Origin of the sequence: Pseudarthrobacter sp. NBSH8 (genome assembly GCF_014217545.1) — a bacterium.
Lineage (GTDB): Bacteria > Actinomycetota > Actinomycetes > Actinomycetales > Micrococcaceae > Arthrobacter.
Genome location: NZ_CP043178.1, coordinates 720,327 through 744,441, shown reverse-complemented (window position 1 = coordinate 744,441; position 24,115 = coordinate 720,327). Strand labels below are relative to the sequence as shown.

The 24,115-nt window shown below is 62.0% G+C and carries 15 protein-coding genes, 1 tRNA gene, 2 rRNA genes and 1 pseudogene; 7 read left to right on the top strand and 12 right to left on the bottom strand.

From position 1 onward, the window contains the following. Nucleotides 1-15 precede the first annotated feature (15 nt). From FYJ92_RS03440 to FYJ92_RS03420, 5 genes and pseudogenes are all read right to left on the bottom strand, one after another. The gene (locus FYJ92_RS03440) at nucleotides 16-564 is read right to left on the bottom strand and encodes a hypothetical protein (protein WP_185262609.1); all 549 of its coding nucleotides are present in this window, start codon (nucleotides 562-564) and stop codon (nucleotides 16-18) included. A gap of 237 nt (nucleotides 565-801) precedes the next feature. Next, nucleotides 802-1,104 carry a DUF4193 domain-containing protein gene (locus FYJ92_RS03435; protein ID WP_185262608.1) on the bottom strand — a complete coding sequence of 101 codons (303 nt, stop codon included), beginning with the start codon at nucleotides 1,102-1,104 and terminating at the stop codon, nucleotides 802-804. 194 nt (nucleotides 1,105-1,298) lie between these two features. Beyond that, nucleotides 1,299-2,526: pseudogene (locus FYJ92_RS03430) on the bottom strand (glycosyl hydrolase). Nucleotides 2,527-2,827: 301 nt separating this feature from the next. After that, entirely contained in the window at nucleotides 2,828-3,826 is a 999-nt protein-coding gene (gene speB, locus FYJ92_RS03425) for an agmatinase (protein WP_185262607.1), read from the bottom strand. Next, the gene (locus FYJ92_RS03420) at nucleotides 3,823-5,199 is read right to left on the bottom strand and encodes an MFS transporter (RefSeq protein ID WP_185262606.1); all 1,377 of its coding nucleotides are present in this window, start codon (nucleotides 5,197-5,199) and stop codon (nucleotides 3,823-3,825) included. Before FYJ92_RS03420 ends, speB begins: the two co-directional genes overlap by 4 nt. A gap of 100 nt (nucleotides 5,200-5,299) precedes the next feature. Between FYJ92_RS03420 and FYJ92_RS03415 the strand changes: the two genes are divergently transcribed. Further along, a complete protein-coding gene (locus FYJ92_RS03415) occupies nucleotides 5,300-6,895 on the top strand; it encodes a PucR family transcriptional regulator (RefSeq protein ID WP_185262605.1) in 1,596 nt (531 codons plus the stop codon). 25 nt (nucleotides 6,896-6,920) lie between these two features. On the opposite strand, the gene FYJ92_RS03410 is transcribed toward FYJ92_RS03415, so the two are convergent. Both FYJ92_RS03410 and FYJ92_RS03405 read right to left on the bottom strand, forming a co-directional pair. Then, nucleotides 6,921-6,994: transfer RNA gene (locus tag FYJ92_RS03410), tRNA-Thr, on the bottom strand. A 151-nt stretch (nucleotides 6,995-7,145) separates the two neighbouring features. Next, nucleotides 7,146-8,036, bottom strand: a complete 891-nt coding sequence (locus FYJ92_RS03405) for a DsbA family protein (protein ID WP_185262604.1) — start codon at nucleotides 8,034-8,036, stop codon at nucleotides 7,146-7,148. A gap of 180 nt (nucleotides 8,037-8,216) precedes the next feature. Between FYJ92_RS03405 and FYJ92_RS03400 the strand changes: the two genes are divergently transcribed. The 4 genes from FYJ92_RS03400 (at nucleotide 8,217) to FYJ92_RS03385 (ending at nucleotide 13,450) form a co-directional block, all read left to right on the top strand. Beyond that, a complete protein-coding gene (locus tag FYJ92_RS03400; protein WP_304632678.1) occupies nucleotides 8,217-9,719 on the top strand; it encodes a trehalose-6-phosphate synthase in 1,503 nt (500 codons plus the stop codon). Further along, nucleotides 9,709-10,539, top strand: coding sequence for a trehalose-phosphatase (gene otsB / locus FYJ92_RS03395; protein ID WP_185262603.1), 831 nt, complete (start codon nucleotides 9,709-9,711; stop codon nucleotides 10,537-10,539). Before FYJ92_RS03400 ends, otsB begins: the two co-directional genes overlap by 11 nt. A gap of 234 nt (nucleotides 10,540-10,773) precedes the next feature. Continuing rightward, nucleotides 10,774-11,856, top strand: a complete 1,083-nt coding sequence (locus tag FYJ92_RS03390; RefSeq protein WP_185262602.1) for an ABC transporter ATP-binding protein — start codon at nucleotides 10,774-10,776, stop codon at nucleotides 11,854-11,856. A 175-nt stretch (nucleotides 11,857-12,031) separates the two neighbouring features. Then, nucleotides 12,032-13,450 (top strand): DUF4032 domain-containing protein, encoded by a 1,419-nt coding sequence (locus tag FYJ92_RS03385; RefSeq protein ID WP_185262601.1) that lies wholly within the window; start codon nucleotides 12,032-12,034, stop codon nucleotides 13,448-13,450. A 174-nt stretch (nucleotides 13,451-13,624) separates the two neighbouring features. On the opposite strand, the gene FYJ92_RS03380 is transcribed toward FYJ92_RS03385, so the two are convergent. Continuing rightward, nucleotides 13,625-14,905 (bottom strand): IS110 family transposase, encoded by a 1,281-nt coding sequence (locus FYJ92_RS03380; RefSeq protein WP_255482283.1) that lies wholly within the window; start codon nucleotides 14,903-14,905, stop codon nucleotides 13,625-13,627. 230 nt (nucleotides 14,906-15,135) lie between these two features. Beyond that, complete coding sequence (locus FYJ92_RS03375; protein WP_185262600.1) at nucleotides 15,136-16,506, bottom strand: FAD-binding oxidoreductase; 1,371 nt, start codon at nucleotides 16,504-16,506, stop codon at nucleotides 15,136-15,138. 205 nt (nucleotides 16,507-16,711) lie between these two features. Between FYJ92_RS03375 and FYJ92_RS03370 the strand changes: the two genes are divergently transcribed. Both FYJ92_RS03370 and FYJ92_RS03365 read left to right on the top strand, forming a co-directional pair. Beyond that, nucleotides 16,712-18,448 carry a glycoside hydrolase family 13 protein gene (locus FYJ92_RS03370; protein WP_185262599.1) on the top strand — a complete coding sequence of 579 codons (1,737 nt, stop codon included), beginning with the start codon at nucleotides 16,712-16,714 and terminating at the stop codon, nucleotides 18,446-18,448. After that, nucleotides 18,448-19,494, top strand: coding sequence for a LacI family DNA-binding transcriptional regulator (locus tag FYJ92_RS03365; protein WP_255482282.1), 1,047 nt, complete (start codon nucleotides 18,448-18,450; stop codon nucleotides 19,492-19,494). The genes FYJ92_RS03370 and FYJ92_RS03365 overlap by 1 nt, the downstream gene beginning before the upstream one ends. A gap of 127 nt (nucleotides 19,495-19,621) precedes the next feature. Here the strand turns inward: FYJ92_RS03365 and FYJ92_RS03360 are convergent, their stop codons facing one another. The 3 genes from FYJ92_RS03360 to FYJ92_RS03350 form a co-directional block, all read right to left on the bottom strand. Further along, nucleotides 19,622-20,119, bottom strand: coding sequence for an SRPBCC domain-containing protein (locus FYJ92_RS03360; RefSeq protein WP_185262597.1), 498 nt, complete (start codon nucleotides 20,117-20,119; stop codon nucleotides 19,622-19,624). A 107-nt stretch (nucleotides 20,120-20,226) separates the two neighbouring features. After that, a 5S ribosomal RNA gene (gene rrf, locus FYJ92_RS03355) occupies nucleotides 20,227-20,343 on the bottom strand. 212 nt (nucleotides 20,344-20,555) lie between these two features. Next, nucleotides 20,556-23,704 (bottom strand): 23S ribosomal RNA (locus tag FYJ92_RS03350). Between the last annotated feature and the right edge of the window lie 411 nt (nucleotides 23,705-24,115).

Sequence of the window (24,115 nt, the reverse complement as noted above, 5' to 3'; positions counted from 1 at the left end):
GCAGCGAACCGCCGGTCACCAGAAGTGCGCTACGTCCACCACCATGCGCGACCCGGAGCCCGGTCCGTCCAGGGTGAATACCCGGAACGGGAGCCGTGCACGGACGCCGAGGCCGATGCTTGTGTAGCCTTCAAAGCTGCCTGCGTACGCTACCTGACGGAAGGTCTGGTATCCCGAAACGTTCGACAGTTCGGCCTTGGCTGCCGGGCTGTATGTGACGTTGTAGTTGCTGTCGTAGGAAGGCGCGTTCACAGTCACCTGGAGGAATGCGCTGCCCAGCAGGGGGATACTGAAACCTGAACCATCCTGGACCACTACGGGAACGTAACGGGCAGTGTAGCCGGCCACAGGGCCGTTGAGATCAACCACCATCCGGTCGAAGCAGTAGTGCTGCCCCGTCCGAACGTTGGTTACTGATGCGGTGCTCATCGCCGGGTTTGATTTGGCCAGCGATCCCCATACAAGTCCGCAATAGGATGTGGTTGCCGAGGCGGGCCCCGGAGCCAGGAAACCCAATCCAACAGTCATCAAAATGACTGTCAGCCACGTATGAATCTTTTTCATTGTGGGCCACCCTTCGAGTGATTAGGTAGCTCAAGCCTAGGAGTCTCCGGGGCTACTCAACAGGGTTGTTGCCGCTTCGGCGCGGAACCGTTAATCGGGTTTGGTTCCGGTCACGCGAGCGTAATTCTGAGGCACTTTACGGGGCCAACGAAACACTATTAACGCCGTTTCTGCACCTTGCCGTTATGGATAATAACGACGCCGGCGCGCCCCACCGGGGGGGCTGGCGCCGGGACTTCAGCCTTCACACTCGATGCAGTACTTCATGCCGTTCTTTTCGCGCGCAACCTGTGACCGGTGGCGGACCAGGAAACATGATGCGCAAGTGAATTCATCGGACTGTTCGGGAACAACAATGACGGTCAGTTCTTCGCCGGAGAGATCGGCTCCGGGCAGGTCGATGCCTTCGGCGGTGTCGGTCTCGTCGACGTCGATGACTGCGGTCTGGGCATTGCCGCTGCGGGAGGCCTGCAGCGCTTCCAGCGACTCGGCAGAGGCCTCGTCGTCGGTCTTGCGTGGAGCGTCGTAATCGGTAGCCATGGCATGTTCACTTTCGTCGCTGCACGGCACCATTTCAGGCGCCTCAGTGAAGCAGTTTAGGTCATCATGCCGCTACTTGGGCAATAGTGTGGCCGACCAGACAGATTTCGTTGCTTCGCCCTCTGCAGGATTTGTCCAAGGCGCGGCCGGAACAGCAAGGCGCGTCCTTGATCACCGGGAGATTGAGCATTGAGTCAGGGAGTCCGGCGCGCCTCAAGTGCGGACTTGAATGCGGAGGCTGAGGTGGCGCTGCTGTTGATGCGCCAGTCGGTTTCCTTCTGGAGATGGAACCAAACGAAGCCCACCACATCGGGCTGGGCGGCAAGATAGGACACGAGCCCGGCGTTCCAGGCAGCCTTGTTGCCGCCTGCCTCGCTGGAAGCCGTCTCGCTGATCAGGATGGGAACTCCGGGTGCCAGAGCACGCAACTGGGCTATGCCCGGAGCGAAGAGATCCTGCGGCGATATCCAGCCGCTCCATGAAGCGGAGGTGCCCCAGTTATACCCGTCGAGGGCTACAACATCCACGTATCCGACACCGGGAAAGAGGCCGGCGAGATCGGTGGACCCGTAGTACGGAACACTCGGGCTCCAGACCCAGGACACGTTGCCGGCGCCAGTGGCAGCAACAACGTCGTGAACATGACGCCAGGCACTTACGTAGTCACCGGCCTGATTGCCGTTGACGCCTTCGGCCCACGGATACCAGTTTCCGTTCATCTCATGGGCGAACCTGAGCTGGACCGGGTGGCCCCAGGCAGCGAGCGCCTGGCCCCACTGCGTGATGTGGGCGTCAAAGTCGCCGGCGGCAATTCGGTCAAGGGAGTATGCCGGCTGTTCCGTTCCACCGCCCCAGGCCCAGGGTTCCCAGGTAATGAGCGGAACGGCGCCTCGTGCCCGGACGGAGTTCATTTCGGTAATGGGGGGGCGCCTGGAGGAAGTCCTTGTAAAAAAGAATGGTGGACGGGCTTTCGCCGGCCAGTTGCGCCACGTCATCCAGTTCGCCGCTGGCCAGTGGGCCGCCGGCCGTGGCCACCCCGAACCGAAGTGCGGCGGTGCCGACTGGAGAGAGCGCAGCGTCCGGTGTGGTCACTGTGAACACCGAAGACGCCTCGACAGACGAGGTCTTGGCCGTGATGGTCAACGATCCCGTGGCTGCGGACGGGATGGTGATCGACGTGCTGAAGGCACCCGAGGCTGCCGTTTTGATGGGAAAAGTCGTGGCACCGGCGATCACCGTCCCCGTGGTGGAGGCTTTGAACCCCGTTCCGCTGACTGTGACGGCGGATCCTGCCGGTCCAGTGGCCGGGCTGAGTGAGATCCGGCCGGTGGCAGGCGCTGCCTGGGCTGCCTGGGCCGGCATCAGTCCCAAAGCCAGACCCAGCCCAACCACTGCCGCGATGGATTTCAAGGTTTTGAGCATGGCGATCGGTCCCCCGCAATCGGCAAGGCGGGTGGAAATCCGCCGGTCAGGTGGCGCCTACCGGCACTTTCCCGATCCTAAGGGTTGGACGCCGAAACCAGACGGGATTTTCGAATATTTTTGAAAGGAACTCGCCGCTCTTGGATCCTGCAGGCCGGCCCATCTTGTGACCGAAGATTCGACGAGGCAGCCCAGTCCAGGTCGGGCAGTGGCAACCCAACCGCTCACGGGCTTGTATTCGAGGCCCGTTCCAGTGCCCTTCCTGGCCCACGGGAGTCCGCGGGCCAGCAAGTTGGGGTGCCTAAACGGCCGCGGCTTCCAGCGCTTCGGCGCCTCTGATGGTCACTCCCTTGGAACGGTTCACCATCAGTCCGAGCAGATCAAAGACCAGGGTTGCGGCCGCGAGAGTAGTGATGTCTGCGTGGTCGTACGCAGGGGCTACCTCGACGACATCGGCCCCCACGATGTTGATACCGTTCAGGCCTCTCAAGAGGGCAAGCAGCTCACGGGAGTGCAGACCGCCCATCTCCGGTGTTCCGGTGCCAGGAGCGTAGGACGGGTCCAGCACATCAATGTCGATGGAAACGTAGACCGGCGTATCACCCAGACGCTCCTTAATCCGCTGGATGGCGGCGGGGACACCAATTACGTCCAAATCCGAGCAGCGGATGATCTGGAAGCCGAACTCGTGGTCCCGCAGGAAGTCGTCACGGTCATAGACAGGCCCGCGGATACCCACGTGCATGGACTTGTCCTCAACTAGCAGTCCCTCTTCGAAGGCCCGGCGGAAGATCGTTCCGTGTGTGATCGGCTGGTCGAAGTAGGTGTCCCAGGTATCCAGGTGAGCGTCGAAGTGCAGCAGGGCCACGGGACCGTGCACTTGGTTCAGTGCGCGCAGCATGGGAAGGGCGATGGTGTGGTCCCCGCCGATGGCGATGAGTCGCTTGTCCTCGCTGATCAGGGGCCGTGCCTGCTCTTCGATTTCGAGGACTGCGCGGGTGATGTCGTAGGGCGTGCAGGCGATGTCGCCGGCGTCTACCACCTGGGCTTCGTACACGGGCTCGACGTCGAGTTCGGGGTGGTAGCCGGGGCGCAGCAGCCTGGACGCTTCACGGACTGCAGCGGGCCCGAAGCGGGCGCCGGGGCGGAAGGAGGTGCCGCCGTCGAACGGTACGCCTACGATGGCAATGTCGTAGTCCGGTACCCGGTCGATTTGCGGGAGCCGGGCGAAGGTTCCGAGCCCGGCGTAGCGGGGTACCTTCGTTGCATCGACGGGACCGATGGGCTTGTGCGTGGTCATACGAGTGATCCTTCTTTGTTGGTTTCGGTAGCTACCGGCTTATTTTCCGTGGTGAGTTCGGCGAGGGATTTGTTGGCAGTTTCGGGCGCAAGCAGGAACGTCGCCACCAAGCCCACCAGGGAGATGGCAGCACCGATGAGCAGCGAGCCGGCAGCTCCGAAGCTGATGATTGCGACCGGCATCAGGTACGTGCTGGCTGCCGAGCCCACACGACTGATGGCCGTTCCGAAGCCGACTGCCGTGGCACGGACCTCCGTGGGGAAGAGCTCGTTGGGGTAGACAACCTCAAGGAAGCTGGATGCGCCGGAGGCGAGGGCGAATATTGCAAGGGCGATAAACAGCGGCGCGGCCTGGACATTCGGGATGAATGCGGGAATAGCCAGTGCAACGACGATGATGCCAAAGCTCCACAGGAGCAGCTTCCGGCGACCGATCTTTTCTACGAGCCACAAACCCGGAATGCCGCCCACCACAAACAGCATGGAGATCAGGAAGGAACCACCATATAGATTGGCGTCACCCGTCATGCCCATGGAGGCGAGCAGGTCCGGGGCGAACGTATAGACCGCGAAGAGCGGGACCACCTGGGCTGTCCAGAAGATGGAGACAAAGAGGGTGCGCTTCCATGCCTGTCCCCTGAAGATGTCCAGGAACTTTCCCTGCTTGGCAGGACCTTGGCTGTCTGAGGCAATGTCGGCGAGGCTGTACTGCTGGCCGTAAACCTTCTTGATGATGGCTTCCGCCTCATCACGGCGGCCGCGGGAGAGCAGCCAGCGCGGGGACTCAGGAGTTCCGAGCCGGCAAAGCAGGGTGACGACGGCGAAGATCGCCGGGCTGCCAACCATGATGCGCCAGACGTCGGGACCCGTGTCGCGGAGCAGGTATCCGACGGCGTAGGCAGTTGCTGCGCCGATCGCCCAGACCACGAAGGTTGCACCCAGGAGACGACCACGGTGCTTCTTCGGGAGGAACTCTGCAAGGAGCGAGGTGGCAATCGGATAGTCAGCGCCGATGGCAGCGCCCAGGAGGAACCGGCAGAGGACAACCTGCCAGATTTCGGTGGCGAAGGCGTTCAGGCCGGAGAACACTGCCAGGGCGATGAGGTCGGCGATGTACATCTTGTGCCGGCCGATCTTGTCCGTCAGCCAGCCGAAGATGGCCCCGCCGAAGAAAATGCCGACCAGGCTCGCTGCACCGATCATGCCGATTTCCACGGTGCTCAGGTGCAGGCCGGGGGTCATAGTGATCAAGGCGATGCCGATGATTGACAGCGCATAGCCGTCAATGAAGGGACCGCCTGAGGCGAAGAAAGTCAGCTTCTTGTGGAAATTGGTAAGCGGGGCGTCATCAATGAGATTGCTCGTTGCGCTCATTGCAAACCCTCTCTGTTGAAGGCTCTTCGTTGAGCCGGGAAGTAAGTGACTTAATCATGAGTGACGGCCATCACGCCGCATATTCGTCAATCGACCACAAATGACGAAGGCGCTTAGATATTTGTATAAGATCACTAGGCCGTCATCCCTACAGAAAGAAGGGCACCCGGTCGTGATTACTGTCGAAGAGCTCATCGCTGAGCCGCAGTTGGGCCTGAGCCTGCTCGCAGGCTCAGGGGGATTGGGAAACCGAATCACGTGGGCGCACACATCGGATCTTCCCCGGCTGTGGGAGTGGGTCACGGGCGGCGAGATCATGATGACCAACGGGTTATCGATTCCGCCCGATGCCGCTGGTCAGGTCGAACTTGCTGAGTCGCTGGTCAGGGCCGGCGCCAGCGCATTGGCTGTGGGCGAGAAGATGCACGCACCACAACTCCTGCCTGAATTCATCAATGCCTGCAATGCCCTCCCATTGCCTGTGGTCAATGTGCCCTATCCCCTGCCGTTCATCGCCATCGCTCGATCTGTCGCGGAGTCTTCCCTCCTGGAGGAATCGCGTAGGCTTCGGCAGACGGCTAGAATTTATGATCTTCTCCGACTTGCCGGAGCGGGAAACCAGTGGCAGACGCTGATCGACGGAGTAGCTGCTGAACTGAATTCCCAGCTGTTCGTGGTGGATCGGCGATGTCTGCACCCGTGGCACCCGGACAGTGAGCCGCTCCCGGCAGCGCTGGCAGCGGAGCTGAAGCATCGCGTGGGGCCGGCGGCGGCCACAAAGAATTTCCAGTGGCATCGGTTCGGCGACCAACACATCCTCATGATGGACATCCCCACGCACGCCAACGCGCTGCTGGTGGTTGTGCCCGCTTCCGATCCGCACCCCGACGCCGTCGTTCTGCTCCATGCGGCGACAGTTTTGGGCTTGGAACTGTCCCGTACTGTTCTGGGGCTGGAGAACAGGCTCCGTCTCGGTGCCGACTTCCTTCTGCAGGCGTTTGACGGCCGCTACGGGATCAAGGATCTGGAAAGCCGCCTGTCCGAATTCGAAATTCCGGCGCAGGAGTTCCTGGTCATCTCGCTGTCCAGTGCTGCAGGACAGGATCTTGCCAACGTCCACGCGAATCTTTGGCGTCACGGCCTGCCTACAGCATGCCTGCAGACTCACAACAGGCTCCATGTTCTCGTGTCCACGCAGTGTTCGGACGAGCTGCTATTCCATGCTCTTCCGGGAGGCGTCAGGATCGGAGTCAGCACCCCGACCACCCCTGCAGGCATTCAAAGCGCGCTTCAGGAGTCACTGTGGGCGCTGGGAACCGCGGGCGGCGCCACCGAGCACTTAGTACGCTACGCCGAAGGCCCTTCGTGGCTGGGGTTGACCAGCTATGAAGAAGGCAAGGCACTCGTCGAACGGTTGCTTGGTCCGGTTTTCGAGTATGAGCGCGGCCGCCAGCCGGACCTTATCGTCACGCTAAGAACGTACTTGGACATGCAACGGTCCTGGCAGAAGACGGCAACCGCCCTGTTCGCGCACCGGCAAACCATCATTTACCGGCTACGTAAGATCAGTGAGCTGACAGGGTTGGACGTGACCGAAACGTCAACTTTGGCCCAGCTCTGGTTTGCACTGCAGATTCATGCGGCGATGGAGATCCGCGGCGGTCGCGAGCCGTTGGCAGCACGGGCTCAAGACTGACCCCGCAGGTCAAAGCCACAATCGGAGCCTCCTGTCGGATTCGAACCGACGACCCCCGCTTTACAAGAGCGGTGCTCTGGCCAACTGAGCTAAGGAGGCGCGCCCCGTACAGGGCGTGCGCCGCAACGGCGCTAGATAAGGTTAGCCCAAGTCCGCCCGCTCGTAAAAACGCCGGCCAGGGAGAAACGAAGCAAAAAGAAAGGACCTGCCCCCGGAATCGATCCGGAAGCAGGTCCCTGAGTGGAAGGATCTAGCCCTTCGCGGTGATCGCTGCCTGCAGAAAATCCGGGAACGGGGTCTGCGCGCTGGCACCCTTGCCCCACTGCTGGCCGTCCACGAACACGGTGGGCGTGCCGGTGACGCCGATCGCGGCGGCCTGCTTTGTTGTGAACTTCACGTACGGACGGTAGGTCTTCCCGTCGACGCAGGTGTCGATGTTCTTGGCGCCGATGTCTGTCGCCATGGTCTTGAGCTTGTCGTCAGAAAGTCCGGCGCTGCCTTCGGCAGGCTGGTTGGCGAACAGGGTGTCCACAAACTCGGCATACTTCTCCGGGGACTCATTCACTACGCACGCGGCCGCATTGGCTGCACGGGAGGAGTAGTTTGTGGAGGACCGGTTGTCCAGGAACCCGAGTGCCCGGTATTCCACCGAGATCTTGCCCTCGTTGCGCAGCGACGTCAGCTGCTCGTTGTACTGTGTCTCGAAGTTCTTGCAAACCGGGCAGATGAAGTCAACGTACAGGACCACCTTGACCGGTTTGCCTGCCTCAGCTTCGGCGCCCGGCGCCACAACCGACTCCGGCGCGGTTTCCGGGGGCGCACCCACGGCGGCAGCGTCAACGGTGGCCGGTTCCAGCTTCGCGACGTCGGTATTTGCCAGCAAGGTGATGCCACCGTTGGCGTTTCCATTCGCCGGCGTCGGCCCCTGGTCAGCGATGGGGGCGTTCTGCCGCATCGTTGTGGTCACCACCAGACCCACCACCACAAGGATGGCCACCACGGCCACCACAATGCCCCAGCCGATCAGCAGTTTGTTGCGCTTATCCTTCTTCAGCTGCGCCTCACGGATCAGGCGTGCCTTCTCGCGCGCCTCCGAGGTTCGTTCAGCCTTGGACTTGCGTATTTCGTTTGCGGGGCTCATGTGTTCCTTGGGTCGATCGACATAGGGGGACCACTCTGTGGCGACTCCACCATTTTAGGGGACAAACCTGAGAGCTTGCGCTTTCAAGTATTCAGCCCGAACAACCAACGGACGAATAGCCGCGAAGATTCCATCCCATTAAGGTGGTTTAAAGGCACAAGCAAACCCCAGGGGGCCGCAATGCAAACACCCGTCCAAGAAAAACCATCAGCTGTACCTGCCGACGGCGCCGCCGCACGCAGCCACAGCAACGTGGCCACATACGATTTTATGGTTGTTTCCAACAGGCTGCCTGTTGACCGCTGCGCGCCAGGTGACAGCGGCGACGACGGCTCCGGCTGGCGCCGCTCCCCCGGCGGCCTGGTGACTGCCCTCGCCCCCATGATGACCAAGTCCGACGGCGCGTGGGTGGGATGGCACGGCGCCCCGGACGAAACCGTCGGGCCGTTCAGCCACGGCGGCATGGACCTGGTCCCCGTCCAGCTGAGCAACGACGACGTTGAGCTCTACTACGAGGGTTTCTCCAACGCCACCTTGTGGCCCCTCTACCACGACGTCATCGCCCCGCCGGAGTTCCACCGGACCTGGTGGGACGCCTACCGCAAGGTCAACCAAAGGTTCGCCGACGCCGTCGTGCGCCATGCAGGCCGGGGCGCCACGGTGTGGGTCCAGGACTACCAGCTGCAGCTGGTGCCGCGGCTGCTGCGCCAAGCGCGGCCGGACCTGCGGATTGGGTTCTTCAACCACATCCCCTTCCCCCCGCCGGAGATCTTCGCGCAGCTGCCCTGGCGGCATGCCATCATCGACGGCCTGATGGGCGCGGACCTGGTGGGCTTCCAGCGCCCCAGCGATGCCGGCAACTTCATGCGCTCCGCCCGCCGGTTCCTGGGCGCCAGCGTCAAGCAGCAGCAAGTGCACGTGAAGGGCAAAGACGGCGAAATCACGCACATCGCCAGAGCCCAGGCCTTCCCCATCTCCATCGACGTGGCCCAGATCAGCGAACTGGCCCACAACCCCGAGATCATCGAGCGTGCGCGCCAGATCCGCCAGGACCTCGGCAACCCCAAGACCATCCTCCTGGGCGTGGACCGGCTCGACTACACCAAGGGCATCCGGCACCGGCTCAAGGCCTTTGAAGAACTCCTGAACGAAGGCAAGCTAACGGTCGGCGACGCAACGCTGATCCAGGTTGCCAGCCCAAGCCGCGAACGGGTTGAGCAATACCGCCTCCTGCGCGAGGAAATCGAAGGAACCGTCGGCCACATCAACGGCACCTATGACACCATCCAGAACACCGCCGTCCGCTACCTGCACCATAGCTACCCTGTGGAGGAGATGGTGGCGCTTTACCTCGCTGCCGACGTCATGCTCGTGACCGCCTTGCGGGACGGCATGAACCTCGTGGCCAAGGAATACGTCACCGCCCGCAAGAACAACGACGGCGCCCTGGTCCTCAGTGAGTTTGCCGGCGCCGCTGACCAGCTTAAGCAGGCGCTGCTGATGAACCCGCACGATATCGACGGCCTCAAGGAGACCATCATGCGGGCCGTCGATTTGCCTCCCAAAGACGCCGCTCGCCGTATGCGCTCCATGCGCAAGCAGATCCTGGAGCACGACGTCGACCACTGGTCAGCTGACTTCCTGGCTGCCCTGAACGAGAAAGTTGTGCGAGATGACTCCTGAGGCCCGTCCCGCCAAAGGCCCGCTCGCTTTGTCCCCCGAACTGCGGCAGGCCGCCCGGCGGATCGCCCGGACAGAACACCTGCTGGTGGCTTTGGACTTCGATGGCACCATTTCCCCGCTGGTTGACCGCGCGGACGACGCCCGCCCGCTTCCACGCTCGGCCGCAGCTTTCGCCGGGCTAGCCGCCCTTCCACGCACGACGACGGCACTCCTCTCCGGCAGGGCCCTCGCCAGCCTGCGCGCTGTCGCCTCACCCCCGGTGGACACGCTGCTGATCGGCAGCCATGGCGCCGAGGCATGGCTGGGCCCCGGTTCCGCGGAGCTGACGCTGGACGAAGCCCAGCGCCTGCTGCTGGCCGAAGTCCGCGGCGTCCTCGAAGAGATCGTTGAGCAGGCACCGGGCACGCTGCTCGAAGACAAACCCGCAGGAGTGGTCCTGCACACCCGGCTGGCGACTGACGATGTCGCCGAGGACGCGGTGGCTGCGGCCCGTTCAGTTCTCCAGGACCGCAAGGGCGTTTTCCTGAAGAACGGCAAACGCGTCCTGGAAACGTCGGTAGTCAACGCCTCCAAGGGCGAGGGCCTGACGTTCCTGCGCCAGATCACGGGGGCCACAGCTGTCTTCTTCGCCGGCGACGACGTCACGGACGAGGACGCGCTGGCCCGGCTGGAATCCGGCGATGTGGGCGTCAAGGTGGGCCTGGACTTCACCCAGGCCGAGTTCCGGGTGGAAGCGCCGGCCCACGTCGCGGAACTGCTCGAAGTACTCCTGCAGGAACGGAGCCTGGTGGTGGCCGACGAAGAGCCGGGCACTGACTGAACCTCGGCGACATGTCCAACCTCACGTGTGACCTCCGTAACATTTGCACCAATATGCCATTGACCTGACATACTCTTGGTTGTGATGTGGCGCACAGGAACCGTGCGGCGTCACGTGATACTCCTCGGCTTCGGCCGGGGAGTACACGGCTGCAATGCCGTGGATAACTGAATTACATGAACCATTCACTACGGATCGTCCGGCACGTACCTGCCGGTGAAGGGATTGATAACTGTGGCTACAGTTACTTTTGATAACGCTACGCGTCTGTACCCGGGCACAGAGAAGCCCGCTGTTGACAAGCTCAACATTGACATCGCCGATGGCGAATTCCTGGTCCTCGTTGGACCCTCCGGTTGCGGCAAGTCCACCTCCCTGCGCATGCTTGCGGGCCTAGAGGACGTCAACTCAGGTCGAATTCTTATCGGCGACCGCGATGTCACCGATGTTCCGCCGAAGGACCGCGACATCGCGATGGTTTTCCAGAACTATGCGCTGTACCCGCACATGACAGTTGCGGACAACATGGGCTTCGCGCTGAAAATCGCGGGCGTTTCCAAGGAAGAGCGCGCCGAACGCGTCCGTGAAGCCGCCAAGCTTCTTGATCTCGAGCCATACCTGGACCGCAAGCCGAAGGCACTCTCCGGTGGCCAGCGCCAGCGTGTTGCCATGGGCCGCGCCATTGTGCGTAACCCGCAGGTGTTCCTCATGGATGAGCCGCTTTCCAACCTTGACGCCAAGCTCCGCGTCCAGACGCGAACGCAGATCGCATCCCTGACCCGCCGCCTCGGCGTCACCACCGTCTACGTCACCCACGACCAGGTCGAGGCAATGACCATGGGTGACCGCGTGGCTGTGCTGAAGGACGGCCTGCTGATGCAGGTTGACACCCCGCGCAACCTCTACGACAAGCCCAAGAACGTCTTCGTTGCCGGCTTCATCGGCTCCCCCGCCATGAACTTGCTCGAACTGCCCGTAGTCGATGGCGGGGTTCAGTTCGGCGGAACGGTTTACCCCGTGCCGCGCAACGTCCTCGAAGAGGCGCATGGTGCCACCGTCACCCTGGGTTCCCGCCCCGAGGACCTCGAGCAGGTAGCTGCCGGCGAAGGTCTCCAGGTTGAGGTTGATGTCGTCGAGGAACTCGGTGCCGACGCCTACGTCTACGGCCACACCACGCTGGACGGCAAGGACCACGACATCGTGGCCCGAGTCGACGGCCGCCGACCCCCGATGAAGGGTGACTCAATCTACGTTCGCCCGCAGTCCGGACATGTACACCTGTTCGACACCAAGACCGGCCTGCGCCTCGGCGGCTAGTCCCGGTTGCGGAGCTTGAATCCGGTGGTTGCACCAGCTGTCACCACCTGATCGGCACTGCTCTGCACCAACCGACGGCGGCCCCTCCTTACCGGACGGGCCGCCGTCGTGGTTTAAGCGTGGCTTTCCTGGCTTTGTTTAGGCACCCCGCCCCTACGTACGGAAGAATTGGCACATGACCGAGGAAAGCAGCGCCCAATGGCACGACGAACCCACCGACTACGGCCAGATCGGCAAACTCCCTCGGTTTGAAGCTGCCAGCGCCAACGACGCCAAGAGTTCCAGCGTCGCCAGTAACCTGAACATCACGGCCGCCGCGGCTGACCCGGAGCTTCTGGACCTGCCGTGGCATATCGCCCTGGAGGACTGGCCGGCTGAGAACCTGGCAGCGCTGCCACGCGGCATTTCGCGGCACATCGTGCGTTTCGCCCACCTGGGCGGCTCCGTCATCGCCATCAAGGAAACATCGGAGCATGTGGCCCGCCACGAGTACCATATGCTCCGGAAGCTGGCGCGCCTGGATGTCCCGTGTGTTGTACCGGTGGCAGTCATCACGGGCCGGACCACCCTGGATGGGCGGCCACTGAACCCCGTGCTGGTTACCCGCCACCTGAAGTTCTCCATGCCGTACCGGGCGCTGTTCTCGCAGATGCTGCGCAAAGACACACTGACACGGCTCATCGATGCCCAGGCTTTGCTCATGGTCCGGCTGCACCTCATCGGCTTCTATTGGGGGGACGTCTCGCTGTCCAACACGCTCTTCCGTCGCGATGCGGGCGCCTTCGCCGCCTACTTGGTTGACGCCGAAACCGGCGAGCTGTATCCCGATCTCTCCACCGGCCAGCGGGAGTACGATCTCGAGATTGCCCGGGTCAACATCGCCGGTGAGCTGATGGATCTCCTGGATGGCGGCCTGATCGAGGAGAAGGTGGACCCGGTGGCCACCAGCGAACTCATCATGGAGAGCTACCGGCGTCTCTGGACGGAACTGACGGAGAAGGAATCCTTTGAACTCGGCGAACGGTGGCGTGTGGGCGCCCGTATCCGCAGGCTCAACGAGTTGGGCTTCGACGTCGAGGAATACGCCATCAAGACCACCCAGAACGGTTCCACCATCCAGCTCCAGCCCAAGGTGGTGGACGCGGGACATCACCAGCGCCGGTTGCTGCGGCTGACCGGGCTCGACGCCCAGGAAAACCAGGCCCGGCGCCTGCTCAATGACATGGATTCCTTCCGGGCGGACAACAACCCGGGGATGGACGAGGAATACAGCGCGCACCTCTGGGTCAGCCAGGTCTTCGAGCCCATTGTGCGCTCGATCCCCCGCGACCTGTCCCGCAAGCTTGAGCCGGCGGAGGCAGTCCACGAGGTGCTTGAGCACCGTTGGTATATGTCAGAGGAGCAGGCCCGCCACATTCCGCTCGCCGAGGCTGTGCAGTCCTATATTGAGTCCGTCCTGCGCCACCGCAGGGACGAGGCCGCCATCATGCTCAACCCGGACACGGCGATGCTGAAGATCCTCGAAGTGGAAACCGAGGAATCCCGCTATGGTGCCGACGAATCCATCGAAGAGTACCCGGACGTCGACGACTGACCTGCCCCGGGGGCCCGGCAGCGGTGGTAGCACGGTTGTGTTAACACAACCGTGTTTGTTTGTGGAGCGCCGGCCTCTAATCCGAAAATGGAGGTGCCCTGCAGGCGGTCTGGCGCGTAGTGCTGTGCCCGTCGTGGTGCGGCGGTTGGACGGCAGCATGGATATGTGTGGGTGTCAGGCTGCGGGTGTCAGGGTGACGGTATAGCCGAGGGCTTCGAGTTGGCGGACGTGGTTTCGTTTGCTGGTGTCGGGGTTGGTGTGACGATTGAAGTGGTCAGCGCCGAGGTCATGGAACCGTGCATCCGGGTCCTGCAGGAGGTGCCAGATGATGACCAAGATGGAGCGCCCGATAGCGACGATGGCGCGTTTCTTGCCCCGCCGCCTAGCCAGCCTCCGGTGGCGTTCGCCGAGGAAGGTATCCGTTCTGCCGGCACCGACGGCGGCCTCGCCCAGGATCCGGGCGAGATAGCGGTTGCCGTGCCCGGTCGAGCCGTTGCCCTTCGTCTTCCCGGCGGAGGAGTTGATGCCCGGGGAGAACTTCGCCCAGGAACACAGGTGTCCCGCGGTCGGAAACCGGGTCATGTCGACCCCGATTTCGGCCAGGATGATCGCGGCGGCAACGGGGCCGATGCCCGGGATCTCATCCAGGCGTTCCGCCGCTGCCGCGAAAGGGGCCAGTTGCGCCTCGATCTGTTCATCGACCGCGGCGATATCGGCATCGATGCCGTCGATCCTGGACAGCATCCGGGCCAGCAGGAAGGCGTGGTGGTCATCGAAGAGGCCGGTGAACGCCTCTTCGAGTTCGCTGATCTTCCTGCGCATGCTTGCCCGTGCCAGCTGCGCGAGGACTTTCGGGTTCCGTTCGCCGCCGATGAGCGCGGCCATCATCTCCCGCCCGGACACCCCGAAAATGTCTGAGGCGACAACGGAGAGCTTGATGCACGCGTCCTCGAGGAGTTTCTCAACCCGGTTCTTCTCCGCAGTCCGGGTCCCGACGAGATCAATCCGGTACCGGGTCAGGTCCCGCAGCCGGCGGATCGGGGCGGGTGGGACGAAACTGGGACGGAGCATCTGCCGTTCGGCGACTTTGCACAGCCACACGGAGTCGAGAACGTCGGTCTTCGGCCGGCCCGGCAGATGCCTGACGTCGCGGGCGTTGACCAGCCACGGTTCGAGGCCGTGCGCCTCGAGAAGATAAAACACCGGCTTCCAATAGTCCGAGGTCGCTTCCATGACTACCCGCTCGATCCGCAGGTCCACCAGATGGTTGGCCAGCTCCGCCAAGGACCGGCTCATCGTCGAGTGCGTGGACACCTCCTGCAGGCGTCTTCGGGTGTTCCCCGGACCGGGGATCCGCACACAACACACGAGTTCAGCCTTGCCGATATCCAGGGCAGCGACCCTGGCAATGATCTGCTCCTCATCCTGGGATTCGGCCAGCATGGCATTCGTCATCTCCTCACAAAACGCGCCCGATCTGATTGTCGAAGCGGCCGCCCGTGGGGATCACCGGGAAACGGAAATCTAATCCTCGTTCTCGGCAAAAGAAACAGTGAAGGGCCCAGAGCGTGACCCCCAACGCCCGGCTAGATGACGGCCTAGTGGAACCATAGAGGCACGGCGTTGACAGGCGGCCACGGCACCATTTTCAGCCCGGAACGGGCGTCCCGCAAGGGACACAAAGGCTAGATGGCCTTGCCCGGGTTCAAGATCCCTGCCGGGTCAAAGAGCTCCTTGATCCTGCGCTGGAGCTCCCGGACGGGTTCCGGCTGTTCCAGGCCCAGCCAGCGCAGTTTGTACTGCCCGATCCCGTGTTCCCCGGTGATGGTGCCGCCCATTTCGAGGGCAGCTTCGATAGAGGCATCCAGGGCTAAGTTCAGCCGCCTCATGGCGTCAGCGTCCACCGCATTGCCCTGCCTGTCAATCCAGAAGGTGGGGTGCAGGTTGCCGTCGCCGGCGTGCGCCACCACCTTCAGGCGCACATCGTGCGTGGCCGCGAGGTCTTCCAATGCCGCCACGTAATCCACCAGGCGCGAGCGCGGCACGGCCACGTCCTCGCCGACGCGGTATTCGTCATCCACTTCCACACCCCGGCTGTTCCGGCGCAGCTCCACGAGTTGCTCGGCTTCCGCCGTGGATTCCGTGCTCACTATTGCGCCGCTGGCGGCGAGGACAGAACGCATGACGTCGGCCTCCGCCGCTGCCCCGAACCCGTCAGTCTGAATCAGGAGCAGCGAGCGGCCGCGTGAACTCAGGTCGGAGCCGTGGAGATCATCCAGCTGGGCCAGCGTGCCGCCGTCGAGCAGTTCCATGATGGCCGGCTGCACCCGGGCCCGGCCCACCGCCAGGACGCCGGCGGCGGCCTGCCGGAAGTCCGGGTAGAACGCGGCGATGGTGTGCACGTCACGGGGCAGATACTTGAGCCGCACGGTCGCCCCCACCACGATTCCCAAGGTGCCCTCCGAACCAACAAACAGCCCCGTCAGGTCGTAACCCGCAACGCCTTTGAACGTCTGGTGGCCGGTGCGAATGAGGGACCCGTCGGCCAGCACCACCTCCAGCGCCAGCACCGAGTCCCGGGTAACGCCGTACTTGGCGCAGCGCAGTCCCCCGGCATTCGTGGCAACGTTGCCACCGATCGTGGAGGAACGAAAGCTCGCCGGATCCGGCGCGTACATCAGGCCATGCTCTGCTGCCGCCTCGTTGAGGGCCGCATTGACCACTCCTGGCTCGACGACGGCGGTCTCGTCGTCCGGGTTCAGGTCAAGAATGCGGTTCATCTGTTCCAGGGACAGGACTACACAGTTCCTGCTCGCGTGCGCGCCGCCGGAAACGCCTGTTCCTGCTCCGCGGGCCACAACGGCGACATTGTGGGCCGCACACAGCCTGACCGCCGCCTGTACGTCCGTGACAGACCTGGCAAAGACCACCGCTTCGGGCAGCTGGAAATCCAGGACGGGGGCCTGGTCCACGGCATACCTCGCGAGCAGTTCCTCCGCGGTGCTGACCTGCCCTGCGCCGAGGGCGCCCACCAGATCTTCAACCAAGCCGCCCACGCAGCCTCCCCGTTCCTTGTCGTTGTTGTCGTTGCGCTTCTCCCCCAGTCTAGGGCGGTGCTTCCCGTTGGCCCGTCATCTCCCAACCGACTGTAAGCGTTTCCAGCAAGCACCGACCATCCGTAACATACTGGTGAGTAGACCTTTATGCCTTGACGTGGAAACGTTTGCAGTTTCCCGCCGGTTAGGGTCTAAGCTGTCCTCCATGTCTGTAGATACAGCGTTTAACGCCACCGCCCCGCTGATGGATCGGCTGTCCCACATCCGCGACGCCGACAACTCACCCGGCTGGTGGCGCTCCGCCGTCATCTACCAGGTATACCCGCGATCATTCCGCGACCTCAACGGAGACGGCATCGGCGATCTAGCCGGGGTTACAGCGGAGCTCCCGCAGCTGGCCGAGCTGGATGTGGACGCCGTCTGGCTGTCCCCGTTCTACAAATCGCCACAACGCGATGCCGGCTATGACGTCAGCGACTACTGTGACGTGGATCCGATCTTCGGCACCCTCAGCGATTTCGACATCATGATTGCCGAGGCCAACCGCTTGGGGCTGCGGGTCATCGTGGACCTGGTTCCCAACCACTGCTCGGACCAGCACGTGGCTTTCCAGGCAGCACTGGCCTCCCCTGCAGGCAGCCAGGAACGCGACATGTTCATCTTCCGGGACGGAGCCGGGCCCGAAGGCCACGAACCGCCCAATAACTGGCAGTCCCACTTCGGCGGCCCCGCCTGGACCCGGGTAACCGGTCCTGACGGCCGGCCGGACCAGTGGTACCTTCACCTGTTCGATTCCTCCCAACCTGACTTCAACTGGGACAACCCCGCCGTCCACGCCGAATTTGAGCGCGTACTCCGTTTCTGGCTGGACCGCGGCGTCTCCGGCTTCCGGGTGGACGTCGCCCACGCCTTGGTCAAAGCCCCGGGGCTGCCCGCCTGGGGCGGCCGGGCCGACGGCGGAAGCTCGGACGGCTTCCCCGGCCACGAGGCTCCGATGTTCGGCCAGCCGGCCCTCCACGACATCTTCCGGGCCTGGCGCCTCATCCTGGACGGCTACGGCCCGGACCGCATTCTCTGCGCGGAAGCCAACGTGGATCCGCTTCCGCGCCTCGCCGAATGGGTCCGGTCCGATGAAATGCACCAGGCCTTCAACTTTCCCTACCTGCACGCCGGACTGGATGTTTACCGGCTGCGCAGTGTTATCACGGACTCGCTGACCGCCCTGGACGCCGTGGGAGCCCCCAGTACATGGGTGCTGTCCAACCACGATGTCGTCCGCCATTCCAGCCGCTTTGGCTACAACGGATCCGGTCCGCGAGACGGCGACGGCATTGGTCCGGCGGATCCTCAGCCGGACACAGCCCTGGGCCGCCGGCGTGCAGCCGCCGCCTCATTGTTTATGCTGGGGCTGCCCGGCGCCGCCTACCTGTACCAGGGTGAGGAGCTCGGGCTGCCGGACGGCATCGATATTCCGGAGCACCTGCGGCAGGACCCTACGTTCGCACGCACCGGAGGTGCCCGGTTGGGCCGTGACGGCTGCCGGGTTCCCCTCCCGTGGCGAACTGGTGAACGGCACCTGGGCTTTGGCTCGGGCGAGGATCCTTGGCTTCCCTTGCCGGCGAGCTTCGCGGAACTGGCACGGGACTCGCAAGCCGCATCGCCGGTGTCGCACCTTTCCCTGTACCGGAACATGCTGGCCCTGCGCCGCGAGCTGGGTTTGGGCAGCGGATCACTGGCTTGGGCCGAGGACTGGTGTAGCGGTTCGTCCCTGGCATACATTAACGGCGATACGCTGGTGCTCATGAACCTCAACCACGAACCCTTGGAAATGCCGGCCGGCAGTGTCCTCGTCCGCAGCGCTGACTCTGACCCGGGCGCAGCACACTTCCTGGCTTCCGGCGAGACCGCATGGCTGCGGATTGGCGGAGGCGACGCAGACTAGTGGGACTTGCTGGCATCAAGGATGTTGCCGACCGCGCCGGGCTGTCGATCGCCACTGTGTCGCGGGCGCTCAGCGGCAAGGCAAATGTGTCGGCCAAGAGCCGGCAGTTGGCAAAGACCGCGGCCGACGAGCTGGGCTTCGTCCCGTCCTACCATGCATCCAGCCTGGCTTCAGGCCGTAACCACAACGTGGGGTTGGTGGTCCCGTCCATCCACCGATGGTACTTTTCGTCGGTGCTGGAGGGCGTGTCCGGCACTTTGCTCGACGCCGGCTATGACCTCACCCTGTACAACATGGGTGACCTGCCGGAACGCCGCCGCAGCGTCCTGACCGACTTCCTGCTCCGGAAGCGGCTGGACGCAGTCATCGCTGTGGCGCTCGTCCTCAGCGAAGCCGAAATCAAGCAGCTGCTGGCATTCCGCCGTCCAATTGTAGGCATCGGCGGCGCCCTGGCCGGCGCCTCCACCATCAGGATTGACGACGCCGGCCTCGCCCGAACCGCCACCGAGCACCTCCTCGGGCTGGGCCACACCCGGATCGCCCACATCACCGGCAATGCCGAACTGAACCAGGACTTCAAACTGCCCGGGATACGCCGGGCCGGTTTTGAAGCTGCAATGGAGGCTGCGGGGCATGCGGTCCGCCCCGAATGGGTAGTGTCCGCGGACTTCACCATCCGAGGCGCCTACGCGAGTGCCCGCAGCCTCCTGGCCTCCGCGGCCGGGCGGCCAACTGCAGTTTTTGCCGCCTCCGATGAGATGGCCATCGGCGTCATCCTCGCTGCCCGCGACTTCGGCCTGCGTGTACCGCAGGATCTCTCCGTGATCGGCATGGACGGTCATGAACTCGGTGAGGTCTTTGGGCTGACCACCATCAACCAGGATGCGCGCGGCCAGGGCGCCCTGGCGGCCCGCATGCTGCTGGAAACGCTCGACGCCGGCGCGAAGCGGCCTGCGAAGGGCACGTCACCGCCGGCGTCGGCCCTTGACCGGGAGTACCCCACAGAGTTCCTGGTCCGGAACAGCACGGCTGTACCGCCGGCCTGACGCTGCATCGCAGTTCCCTGCTGAACAGGGTCCGCTCCCGACTGCAGCTGTTCTGGGCCGGGACACTTCTGGGCCGGTTTGTTCTGAGCGCGGTTTGTTCTGAGTTCGGTCTGTTGTGAGGTGGCCGTCAGGCCTGTGCGTCCCCGCCCATGAACCTCACGAAACGGTCCAGCACCTTCGGCCAGCCAGCAGCATAGGCCGCGCGCGTGGCGGCAGGATCCTCCGCACCTTCCCAGCCGTTGTGGACCAGACGCAGCTCCGTCCCGGATTCCACCGCCCTGAATGCGACCCGCAGCTCTGTAGACCAGATAGCAGTAGTCCCTGGATGCCAGGACGCGTGGAAGGAAAGGGGCGGCTGCCAGTCATCTATGGAGCCCCAGACCGCGGTCCTGCCGTCGTCAGCTGTTTCAACGATGAGGTTCTCTTCAAACTCAACGTAGGATCCTGCCCCGTACACACCCTGTGAATCGAGTGGCCACCACAAGTGCGTGTGATCCGTGAAGCCGGCGAACGTCTGGGCCACCGGCCCCGGCACAGTGACAGTGCAGATGACGGCTTCCAGGCTCTCTGCGGTCTCAACAGAGACAGGAGGGGCATCATCCGCGTGGCTGAAAAGGTTATCCATGGACGTCAACTCTACGCGGATCCACGGGGTGTGTTTTGTGGGTTGGGTGGTTAACGTGGGAGAGCCCCCCAACCTGGTGGTTGGGGGGCTCTCGACCTGTAATGATGTTCCGGCGGTGACCTACTCTCCCACACCCTCCCGGGTGCAGTACCATCGGCGCTGTGGGTCTTAGCTTCCGGGTTCGGAATGGGACCGGGCGTTTCCCCCACGCTATGACCGCCGTAACCCTTCTACCCGGCCCGTTCAGGCGTGCCTGTACGGGTGGGAAATCTGGTTACAACATTGTGGTGTTGTTATGTTGTTGTGTTGTGTTCCTGTGCAACGGCCCGTGTGACGGGTTTGTTGTTTGGGAACCACATAGTGGACGCAAGCAGTCTTGTTATCTTTTTACCACCCATGGTTGCAAACGCTTTTGAACCGTTTGCAGGGGTGGTGTGTGGTGTAAGTTATCGGCCTATTAGTACCGGTCAGCTTCACGAGTCGTTAGTCCTCGCTTCCACATCCGGCCTATCAACCCAGTGGTCTGGCTGGGGGCCTCTCACACACAAGGTGTATGGAAATCTCATCTCGAAGCGAGCTTCCCGCTTAGATGCTTTCAGCGGTTATCCCATCCGAACGTAGCTAATCAGCGGTGCACTTGGCAGTACAACTGACACACCAGAGGTTCGTCCGTCCCGGTCCTCTCGTACTAAGGACAGCCCTTCTCAAATTTCCTGCGCGCGCAGCGGATAGGGACCGAACTGTCTCACGACGTTCTAAACCCAGCTCGCGTACCGCTTTAATGGGCGAACAGCCCAACCCTTGGGACCTACTCCAGCCCCAGGATGCGACGAGCCGACATCGAGGTGCCAAACCATGCCGTCGATATGGACTCTTGGGCAAGATCAGCCTGTTATCCCCGAGGTACCTTTTATCCGTTGAGCGACGGCCATTCCACAATGTACCGCCGGATCACTAGTCCCGACTTTCGTCCCTGCTCGAGATGTCTCTCTCACAGTCAAGCTCCCTTGTGCACTTACACTCGACACCTGATTGCCAACCAGGCTGAGGGAACCTTTGGGCGCCTCCGTTACTTTTTAGGAGGCAACCGCCCCAGTTAAACTACCCATCAGGCACTGTCCCTGACCCGGATTACGGGCCGAAGTTAGATGTCCAAAGTGACCAGAGTGGTATTTCAACGATGACTCCACCCGAACTGGCGTCCGGGCTTCAACGTCTCCCACCTATCCTACACAAGCCACTCCGAACACCAATACCAAACTATAGTAAAGGTCTCGGGGTCTTTCCGTCCTGCTGCGCGTAACGAGCATCTTTACTCGTACTGCAATTTCGCCGAGTTTATGGTTGAGACAGCGGGGAAGTCGTTACTCCATTCGTGCAGGTCGGAACTTACCCGACAAGGAATTTCGCTACCTTAGGATGGTTATAGTTACCACCGCCGTTTACTGGGGCTTGAATTCTCAGCTTCGCCGTAAGGCTAACCGGTCCTCTTAACCTTCCAGCACCGGGCAGGAGTCAGTCCGTATACATCGTCTTGCGACTTCGCACGGACCTGTGTTTTTAGTAAACAGTCGCTTCCCCCTGGTCTCTGCGGCCCCGATCCCCTCCCACCAGCAAGTGGTGTTCAAGGTTGGGGCCCCCCTTCTCCCGAAGTTACGGGGGCATTTTGCCGAGTTCCTTAACCATAATTCTCTCGATCGCCTTAGTATTCTCTACCTGATCACCTGTGTCGGTTTGGGGTACGGGCGGCTAAAACCTCGCGTCGATGCTTTTCTCGGCAGCATAGGATCACCAAATCCCCCCGTGAGGGGGTCCCATCAGATCTCAGGCATCATGAACGGCGGATTTGCCTACCGTTCGCCCTACATCCTTAGACCGGGACAACCATCGCCCGGCTTGGCTACCTTCCTGCGTCACACCTGTTAATACGCTTGCCTCCCAGGATCAGGTCCCGCGCTCCACCAAAACCCACATCACCCCGAAGGGTGGGCGGGCAGGTATCGGGCGGTTAGTATCCCCTGTTCAACATGGACGGTTTTTCGCCGGTACGGGAATATCAACCCGTTGTCCATCGACTACGCCTGTCGGCCTCGCCTTAGGTCCCGACTTACCCAGGGCAGATTAGCTTGACCCTGGAACCCTTGATCATTCGGCGGACGGGTTTCTCACCCGTCTTTCGCTACTCATGCCTGCATTCTCACTCGTGTAGGCTCCACCGCTGGTTTACACCGCGACTTCACTGCCCACACGACGCTCCCCTACCACTCCAGACGCCTGAACCAACCCCGCAAAGGGGCGGCTTAGCTAATATCTGAAATCCACAACTTCGGCGGTGTACTTGAGCCCCGCTACATTGTCGGCGCGGAATCACTTGACCAGTGAGCTATTACGCACTCTTTTAAGGATGGCTGCTTCTAAGCCAACCTCCTGGTTGTCTTCGCAACTCCACATCCTTTCCCACTTAGCACACGCTTAGGGGCCTTAGTTGGTGGTCTGGGCTGTTTCCCTCTCGACTATGAAGCTTATCCCCCACAGTCTCACTGCTGCGCTCTCACTTACCGGCATTCGGAGTTTGGCTGACGTCAGTAACCTTGTAGGGCCCATTAGCCATCCAGTAGCTCTACCTCCAGCAAGAAACACGCAACGCTGCACCTAAATGCATTTCGGGGAGAACCAGCTATCACGAAGTTTGATTGGCCTTTCACCCCTACCCACAGCTCATCCCCTCCATTTTCAACTGAAGTGGGTTCGGTCCTCCACGACGTCTTACCGTCGCTTCAACCTGGCCATGGGTAGATCACTTCGCTTCGGGTCTAGATCACGCCACTGCAACGCCCTATTCAGACTCGCTTTCGCTACGGCTTCCCCACACGGGTTAACCTCGCGACGTAACACTAACTCGCAGGCTCATTCTTCAAAAGGCACGCCGTCACACCCATACAGACAAGCTGCAGATGCTCCGACGGATTGTAAGCACACGGTTTCAGGTACTGTTTCACTCCCCTCCCGGGGTACTTTTCACCTTTCCCTCACGGTACTGGTCCGCTATCGGTCATTAGGGAGTATTTAGGCTTATCAGGTGGTCCTGACAGATTCACACGGGATTTCTCGGGCCCCGTGCTACTTGGGATACTCTCCAGGCGGCACAAAACATTTCGGTTACGGGGCTCACACCCTCTCTGGCCGGCCTTTCAAGACCGTTCACCTATGCCTGCACATCACACCTCACCAGTCCGGCAGAACTGATACGGAAAGTCCCACAACCCCGCCCATGCAACGCCCGCCGGCTATCACACATGGAACGGTTTAGCCTGATCCGCGTTCGCTCGCCACTACTAACGGAATCACTATTGTTTTCTCTTCCTGCGGGTACTGAGATGTTTCACTTCCCCGCGTTCCCTCCACACACCCTATGTGTTCAGATGCGGGTCACCAGGTGGCTCGCGCCCCTGGCGGGGTTTCCCCATTCGGAGACCCTGGGATCAAAGTCCGGTTATCGACTCCCCCAGGCTTATCGCAGATTCCTACGTCCTTCTTCGGCTCCTAATGCCAAGGCATCCACCGTGTGCTCTTAAAAACTTGACCACAAAAGATCAAAACGCTAATTTTCGAGAGAACCACGAAAACCACCCGGACACCACCACCACAACCCAAAGGCCACAGCAACGAACGCCCGGACAGATCCAGGTTCATATATTCTTGGAAATTGCTTCTTATAAAAGATGCTCGCGTCCACTATGTAGTTCTCAAACAACAACCCCAAACCACACACCCCACACACAAAAAGTACGTGATCGATGCAGCCAGGAAACCAGAAACAAACAAACCCGACAAAACACACCACAACCCGTAAGCCGCAGCACATCCCACCGGCCCTGTTGCCTCAGGACCCAACAGTGTGCCAAACACTAAACCACCCACATCCACACCGTTCCAAGCAGAAGAGAATCCCGAAGGACAACCCACCACCGTACTAGACGAGGCACAAAACAAGCG

Bases quoted from the DNA above. Each gene is read 5' to 3' on its own strand.
- FYJ92_RS03440 (WP_185262609.1), bottom strand. From the start codon at position 564: ATGAAAAAGATTCATACGTGGCTGACAGTCATTTTGATGACTGTTGGA.
- FYJ92_RS03435 (WP_185262608.1), bottom strand. From the start codon at position 1,104: ATGGCTACCGATTACGACGCTCCACGCAAGACCGACGACGAGGCCTCT.
- speB (WP_185262607.1), bottom strand. From the start codon at position 3,826: ATGACCACGCACAAGCCCATCGGTCCCGTCGATGCAACGAAGGTACCC.
- FYJ92_RS03420 (WP_185262606.1), bottom strand. From the start codon at position 5,199: ATGAGCGCAACGAGCAATCTCATTGATGACGCCCCGCTTACCAATTTC.
- FYJ92_RS03415 (WP_185262605.1), top strand. From the start codon at position 5,300: ATGACGAAGGCGCTTAGATATTTGTATAAGATCACTAGGCCGTCATCC.
- FYJ92_RS03405 (WP_185262604.1), bottom strand. From the start codon at position 8,036: ATGAGCCCCGCAAACGAAATACGCAAGTCCAAGGCTGAACGAACCTCG.
- FYJ92_RS03400 (WP_304632678.1), top strand. From the start codon at position 8,217: ATGCAAACACCCGTCCAAGAAAAACCATCAGCTGTACCTGCCGACGGC.
- otsB (WP_185262603.1), top strand. From the start codon at position 9,709: ATGACTCCTGAGGCCCGTCCCGCCAAAGGCCCGCTCGCTTTGTCCCCC.
- FYJ92_RS03385 (WP_185262601.1), top strand. From the start codon at position 12,032: ATGACCGAGGAAAGCAGCGCCCAATGGCACGACGAACCCACCGACTAC.
- FYJ92_RS03380 (WP_255482283.1), bottom strand. From the start codon at position 14,905: ATGACGAATGCCATGCTGGCCGAATCCCAGGATGAGGAGCAGATCATT.
- FYJ92_RS03370 (WP_185262599.1), top strand. From the start codon at position 16,712: ATGTCTGTAGATACAGCGTTTAACGCCACCGCCCCGCTGATGGATCGG.
- FYJ92_RS03360 (WP_185262597.1), bottom strand. From the start codon at position 20,119: ATGGATAACCTTTTCAGCCACGCGGATGATGCCCCTCCTGTCTCTGTT.